Consider the following 6000-nt stretch of genomic DNA (forward strand, 5'->3'; position numbering starts at 1 on the left):
CCCCCGCGTGTTCCCGCCTGAGGGACCCCCGTGTGTCTTCCGCCTGAGGGACCCCCGCGTCAACGTCTTCGCCTGAGGGGCCCCGCGTCAACGTCACTGCCCGGCGACCCCACTGACCGGGCAGCGGTCAACCCTGCCTTGTTTGGAGCATGTGTGAACACCTTCGACCTTGCCATCATCGGCGCCGGCCCCGCCGGACTCGCCGCCGCCAAGCGGCTCGCCGGAAGCTCGTACAGCGTCGCGCTCATCGACGGAGGCAAGCCCGTCGACGAACGGGACCGGTATGCCGCGGTCGACATGACCCGCGGCCACGGAGGAGCCGGGCTGTTCTCGGACGGGAAGTTCTCCTTCTTCCCCTCGGCCAGCGAGCTGTGGACCCTTCCCCGGTCCGCCGACCTCGAGGCCGCGTACGCCTGGACCTGCGACCTGCTCGGCTCGTACGGCCTGGACACTCCCCCGTTCCCCTCCGACCCGACCGCCTACACCGTGGGCTCCGGCGAGTGGATCCTCAAGGAATACCCCTCGGACTACCTCCCGTTGGACGCGCGTCTGCGGCTGACCGCCGACATGGTCGCCGCGACGGACGCCACCGTCCTCAACGAGACCGAGGTGGTGAAGGCCGCGTACGCGTCCGCCACCGATGTCTTCGAGCTGTCCCTCCGCGATGCCAAGGGGGAGGAGTCGCAGATCGTCGCCCGCCGACTCGTCCTGGCCAGCGGCAGGTTCGGCCCGCTCGGCCTGCGCGCGCTGACCGAGCAGCGGTCCTTCCGCCGGCTGGAGGTCGGGTTCCGCATCGAGCAGCCGGCCGACACCGCGTTCTTCAAGGACATGAAGCAGCTCGACCCGAAGCTGCGCTTCCGCGAGCAGGACGGCAGCGTGGAGTGGCGGACGTTCTGCGCCTGCCGTCAGGGCGAGGCGGCGCTCACCGAGACCCAGGGTCTGTGGACCGTGTCCGGACGCTCGGACTGCCCGCCCACCGGGCGGTCCAACGTGGGCTTCAACACGCGGATCCTGGACGAGACGGTGGCGGCCCGTGCGCTCGAGCCGGCGCTCGCCGCGATGGCCGACGAGGAGTCCTACTTCACCCTCTCCCTGGACGCGCTCACGGACGACGAGCCGACGGCGGTGGCAACCTTCGACCGCGTCTACGGGCCGGAGCTGCGCGAGATCATGGTGCGCGGCCTGTCCCGCCTGGCGGCCGCGTACCCGACCATCCGGAACAACGGCACACAGCTGATCGGTCCCACGCTCGAAGGCGTCGGCTGGTACCCGAAGGTGGACGGTGACCTCCGGCTGCTGGACTCCCCCGCATGGGTGGCCGGCGACGCGTGCGGGCTGTTCCGCGGCATCGTCGCGGCGATGATCAGCGGTCACTACGCGGCGGACTCCGCGCTGCGGGAACTGGAAGCACTGCGGTGACGGCCACTCCTGCGGCACGCCGCGATCCGGTGGTCGGCGTCGGCGCTCTGTTGGTACGGTCCGACGGCGCCGTGCTGATCGGCCACCGGATCAAGCGGGGAGAGCCCGAGTCCTGGTGCCTGCCCGGGGGACACGTCGAAGCGGGTGAGACCTTCGAGGAGGCCGCCGTCCGGGAGATCGCCGAGGAGAGCGGTATCCACGAGGTGGCGGAGGCACGGGCGTTCACCGTCGCGCTCCACACCGGCGGGGACCGGACACAGGTGACGGCGGGCGTGCTGGCGCGGCTGGAGGCACCGGACGCCGTGGCGACCACCCCGGAGCCGGAGGTCTTCGACCGATGGATCTGGGCCCGGCCGGATGAACTCCCCGCTCCGCTCTTCCCCGCGAGCGCTGCTCTTCTCGCCGCCTGGCGAGGGGACCCCGCGGCGGGGGGCTGGACGGTGTACCCGACGGCCGATGTCACGGCGCGCCGTTGAGGCATACCGTAAGCCGTGACCGCCGACGGCCTCCCCCGTAGCCGTACGACGGTGACACCTGCGCGCACTGTCCTCTCCCCCTGTCCAAGGAGCGTCATTGACCACGAGTTCTCCGACATCTGTGGATGATTTCCGGTTCGACCGGCGCGCATGGACCAAGCTGTTGGTGCTCTGCACGGCCGTCCTCTTCGAGGGGATGAGCCTGTCGAGCATCAATGTGCAGCTGGCCGGCATCCAGCACGCCCTGGAGCTGCGCCCGGATCAACTGCAGCTGGTCGCCGGTGCGTTCCTCACCACGTACGCGGGACTGCTCCTGGTCGGTGGCAAGTGCGCGGACCAGTGGGGGCACCGACGGATGTTCCTCATCGGTGTGGGCATCTTCGGTGCGGGCTCGCTCGGGGCGGCGCTGGCCCCGGAGGCCATGTCGCTCATCACCGCCCGTGCCGCCCAGGGGGTGGGGGCCGCGATCACCGCACCCGCGGCCGTGGCGCTGATCGTCGCGGGATTCCCGGAGGGGGCCGCGCGCAACCGGGCCCTCGGGGTCTTCAGCGCGATGGGCGCCGCGGGCTTCTCCCTCGGTGTGGTGATCGGCGGACTGCTGACCCAGGGGTTCGGCTGGCGAGGGGCGTTCTTCCTCTACGTCCCGTTGAGTCTGCTGGTTCTGCTCCTCGGCGGCCGTGGCCTCGACCGTGCGGGCGGCGCGGGAGCGGCCCGGGGCCGGATGCCGTGGCTGCCCGCCCTGCTGGTCACCGGCGGGCTGATCGCCGTGGTGTACGCCGTGGGACGCGTCGGCACCGGCTCCCCTACCGAGATCGCGGTGGTCGCGGGCGCGGGCGTCGCCGCGGCCGCGGTGTTCCTCGCGACCCAGGCCCGGGCCCGGGTGCCGCTACTGCCGCTGTCCTTGGTGGCCGACCGCCGGATGGCAGCGGCCTGTCTCGCCCTGGGCGGTGCGTTCGCCGGGATCACGGGAGCGATGTTCCTCGTGGCGACCGATCTGCAGGACCGCCAGGGCTACTCGGCCCTGGCGGCCGGACTGGCCTTCCTGCCCCAGGGGCTCGCCGTGGGCCTGCTGTCCACCCCGGCGGCCCGGATGGCCAACCGCAGGCCCGCGACACGGCTGCTGCTCGCCGGGCTCGCCGTCATCACCGGGGGACAGCTGCTCTACACCACCGTGGAGCAGGGCGGTTACGCCACCCATCTGCTGCCCGCGGCCCTCCTGGTGGGCGCGGGCATCGCCGTGACGTACCCGGCGGCGGTCATGCTCACCAGCGCCGCCGCGTCCAGCGCCGACCAGGGCACCGCCTCGGGGGCCCTGGTCACCTGCCAACAGGCCGGTGGGGCGCTGGGAGTCGCGGCGGTGACCGGCATCCAGAGCACCGCTCCGGGGACGTTCTGGACCGGATCGTTCAGCCTGTGGGGATGCTTCGCCTTCGCCGCTGTGGCGCTGCTCGGCTGCACGGTGCTGCTGCTGCCCCGCAAGGCCGGGCCGAGGGGCGCTGCGGCGGCCCCGACGCAGCCCGCCGCCACGACGACGGCCGAGCGGACTCACTGACCGTAAAGGTTCATCCCGGGCGCGGCCGCGACCGTACGCGAGCGGCCACCGGTCGGCGGAGAGCTCAGTAGCGCGGCGCGTTACGGGACCGCTGCACCCGCGTGGTGCGGCGGTCCCTCGAGTTCCAGCACGCCCGGTGCCAGTGGCGCCGGTCGTCGGCCCCGCCCTCCCGGGCCCAGGCGACGACATGCGGGACACCCGGCGGAATCTCCTGGTCGCAGCCCGGGCAGCGGTAGTGCTTGGCCGCGGCGCCGCCGCCGACCTGGCGCACCACCCAGTCCTCGCCCTGCCAGTGCTCCGTCATCCCCCAGCCGCCGCCGAGAGGGGCACTCTCCAGGCCGTAACGGTCGCCGTCGGGGCGCGGAGAAAGGTTGTCGCCGCCGCGCGGGCGGTTTCGACGCGGAGACACGGGGCACCTCGCGAAGGATCCGGGGTCGCTGGCCGAGACCAGCGTACGCGGCGGGCGAGGGAGGGGCGGACCCAGCGAGACGAACTCCGCGATCACCCTGATAATCCGCAAAACTTCTCGCCAGGCCGTGCCCTTGGCACGTGTCAGACGTTATTGCCATCAGGGGGAGCCGCGTCGGCCGCGAGGAGGCAGAAGGCGATGCGTGTTGGAGCTTTTGCACTGGCCGCCCAATTCCCCGGCCAGGGACAGGGGGAGGCACTGCACCGTACGGTGCGGACCGCCGAGGTCGCCGAGGAGGCCGGGCTCGACTCGGTCTGGCTCGCCGAGCACCACTTCGTGCCGTACGGGGTCTGTCCGTCCGCGGTCACGCTGGCGGCGCTGCTGCTCGGCCGTACACGCCGCATCGGTGTGGGCACGGCCATCAGCGTGCTGCCGACCACCCACCCCGTGACGCTGGGCGAGCAGGCGGCGCTGCTGCATCTGACCTCCGGCGGACGGTTCACCCTGGGAGTCGGCCGCGGCGGGCCATGGGTGGACCTCGAGGTCTTCGGCTCGGGCCTGAAGGCGTACGAAACCGGGTTCCCCGAATCGCTGGACCTGCTGCTGCGCTGGCTGCGGGAGCCGCGCGTGGGCGCGGACGGCGAGCGCTTCTCCTTCCGGGAAGTGCCGGTGGTGCCCCGTGCGAACGAGCTGCTGGAGGCGCCCGACGGGCCACCGCTGGTGGTGGCCTGCACCTCCCCCGCGAGCGTACGACTGGCGGCCGAGCGCGGGCTGCCGATGCTGCTGGGCATGCACAGCGACGACGCGGAGAAGGCCGAGAGCGTCGCCCTCTGGCGCAAGTCCGCGCTGGCGGCGGGGCGTTCACCCGAAGAAGTGGCCGCGGCCGGGCATGTAGCGGCCGGGGTCGTCCAGATCGCGGACGCCCGTCCGGAGGCGGCCGAGGCCCTGGCCAAGGCGATGCCGGGCTGGCTGCGTCAGGGGCTGGGGGCCCATGTCACGGTCGATGGCAGGGCACGGCCGATGCGCGACCCGCACGCGTACACCGAGTTGCTGTGCGGGCTGCATCCGGTGGGGCCGCCGAAGCTCTGCGCCGACCGCCTCGCGGCCACGGCGGAGACCACCGGCATCAGCCGTTTCGCACTGCTCGTGGAGGGCACGGGCGATCTGGCGGCCACCGAGGAGAACGTGCGACGGCTGGGCAGCGAGGTGCTGCCGCTGCTCCGCTGAGGCGCCCCGAGCGATCAGCGGGAGCAGGAGCGCCGGCTCCGGGCAGGGAAGCGGGCCCCAGCAGGAAACACGGCAGCGGCAACACCGTCCACCGGTGCTGCCGCTCCCGCCCGCTGCACCTACCCCATACGCGGAGCGGCAGCCGCGGCGTCAGCAGTCCCGGAGTTCGGGGGACTGGTTGAGCAGCTGCCCCCGTACGGATGTGAACCGGGCCAGTCGCTCGTCAACCGCCGGGTCGAGCGGGAAGACCGCCACCCGGTGGCAGTTCTGGAACGCCAGCCTCACTCCGAAGTGCCTCTGGAGTGAGCCGCGTATCGCGTCACTCGCCAGCGCACGAAGCAGCTGGCCACGCGCCTGCTCGTCCGGCGGCGGCACGTGGTTGTCGGCGAACTGGCCGCCGTCCACCTTGAGCTGGGCCACCAGAGAGCTGATCAGCTCCCATGCGTAAGGCAGGGAGGTCCGGACGCAGTCGACGAATTCCGCTTCATCGACCTCGCCTCGCTCGGCCTTCTCCAACAGGGCCGGTGAGACGTCGAGCGACATGGGTTCTCCTCTCGCGACCCCGGGACCGGGGTCTTACGGGCAGGGACGGGAGTTCGCAACACAGCGTGGTCGTTCCGCGACTTCCCGCGTCAAAGGTATGTCGGCCACAGCGCCCGCACCAGGAAGATGGGCACACAACCGGCCACGGCCGAACAGGCTCATCCAGGGGCGAAGGGGGCGGCCCGCAGGGCCTCGATTGAGGGTGGTGGCGGGAGACGGGCGGGTGAGGGGGGCGGCCCGCAGGGCCTCGGTTGAGGGTGGTGGCGGGAGACGGGCGGGCGAGGGGGGCGGCCCGCAGGGCCTCGGTTGAGGGTGGTGGCGGGAGACGGGCGGGCGAGGGGGGCGGCCCGCAGGGCCTCGGTCGAGGGTGGTGG

At 72.4% G+C, this 6000-nt stretch carries 6 protein-coding genes; 4 read left to right on the plus strand and 2 right to left on the minus strand.

Going from position 1 to position 6000, the window contains the following annotated elements; genetic code table 11:
- Nucleotides 1-153: 153 nt before the first annotated feature.
- The 3 genes from ACTWQE_RS09350 to ACTWQE_RS09360 all read left to right on the plus strand — a co-directional run bounded on the left by ACTWQE_RS09350 (nucleotide 154) and on the right by ACTWQE_RS09360 (nucleotide 3447).
- Nucleotides 154-1419 carry an FAD-dependent oxidoreductase gene (locus ACTWQE_RS09350; protein WP_443328374.1) on the plus strand — a complete coding sequence of 422 codons (1266 nt, stop codon included), beginning with the start codon at nucleotides 154-156 and terminating at the stop codon, nucleotides 1417-1419.
- On the plus strand, nucleotides 1416-1895 hold the full coding sequence (locus tag ACTWQE_RS09355; RefSeq protein ID WP_443328375.1) for a nucleotide triphosphate diphosphatase NUDT15: 480 nt from the start codon (nucleotides 1416-1418) through the stop codon (nucleotides 1893-1895). The genes ACTWQE_RS09350 and ACTWQE_RS09355 overlap by 4 nt, the downstream gene beginning before the upstream one ends.
- 97 nt (nucleotides 1896-1992) lie before the next feature.
- Nucleotides 1993-3447, plus strand: a complete 1455-nt coding sequence (locus tag ACTWQE_RS09360; protein ID WP_443328376.1) for an MFS transporter — start codon at nucleotides 1993-1995, stop codon at nucleotides 3445-3447.
- A 64-nt stretch (nucleotides 3448-3511) separates the two neighbouring features.
- Here the strand turns inward: ACTWQE_RS09360 and ACTWQE_RS09365 are convergent, their stop codons facing one another.
- Complete coding sequence (locus ACTWQE_RS09365; RefSeq protein WP_443328377.1) at nucleotides 3512-3856, minus strand: ATP/GTP-binding protein; 345 nt, start codon at nucleotides 3854-3856, stop codon at nucleotides 3512-3514.
- 198 nt (nucleotides 3857-4054) lie between these two features.
- On the opposite strand from ACTWQE_RS09365, the gene ACTWQE_RS09370 reads away from it, so the two are divergent.
- A complete protein-coding gene (locus ACTWQE_RS09370; RefSeq protein ID WP_443328378.1) occupies nucleotides 4055-5083 on the plus strand; it encodes an LLM class flavin-dependent oxidoreductase in 1029 nt (342 codons plus the stop codon).
- A gap of 150 nt (nucleotides 5084-5233) precedes the next feature.
- On the opposite strand, the gene ACTWQE_RS09375 is transcribed toward ACTWQE_RS09370, so the two are convergent.
- Complete coding sequence (locus ACTWQE_RS09375; protein WP_443328379.1) at nucleotides 5234-5626, minus strand: SCO5389 family protein; 393 nt, start codon at nucleotides 5624-5626, stop codon at nucleotides 5234-5236.
- Nucleotides 5627-6000: the final 374 nt, after the last annotated feature.

This window comes from Streptomyces sp. 8N706 (assembly GCF_052245415.1).
Classification (GTDB): domain Bacteria; phylum Actinomycetota; class Actinomycetes; order Streptomycetales; family Streptomycetaceae; genus Streptomyces.

Coding starts and splice junctions, on each gene's coding strand:
- ACTWQE_RS09370 (WP_443328378.1), top strand. CDS start 4,055: ATGCGTGTTGGAGCTTTTGCACTGGCCGCCCAATTCCCCGGCCAGGGA.
- ACTWQE_RS09375 (WP_443328379.1), bottom strand. CDS start 5,626: ATGTCGCTCGACGTCTCACCGGCCCTGTTGGAGAAGGCCGAGCGAGGC.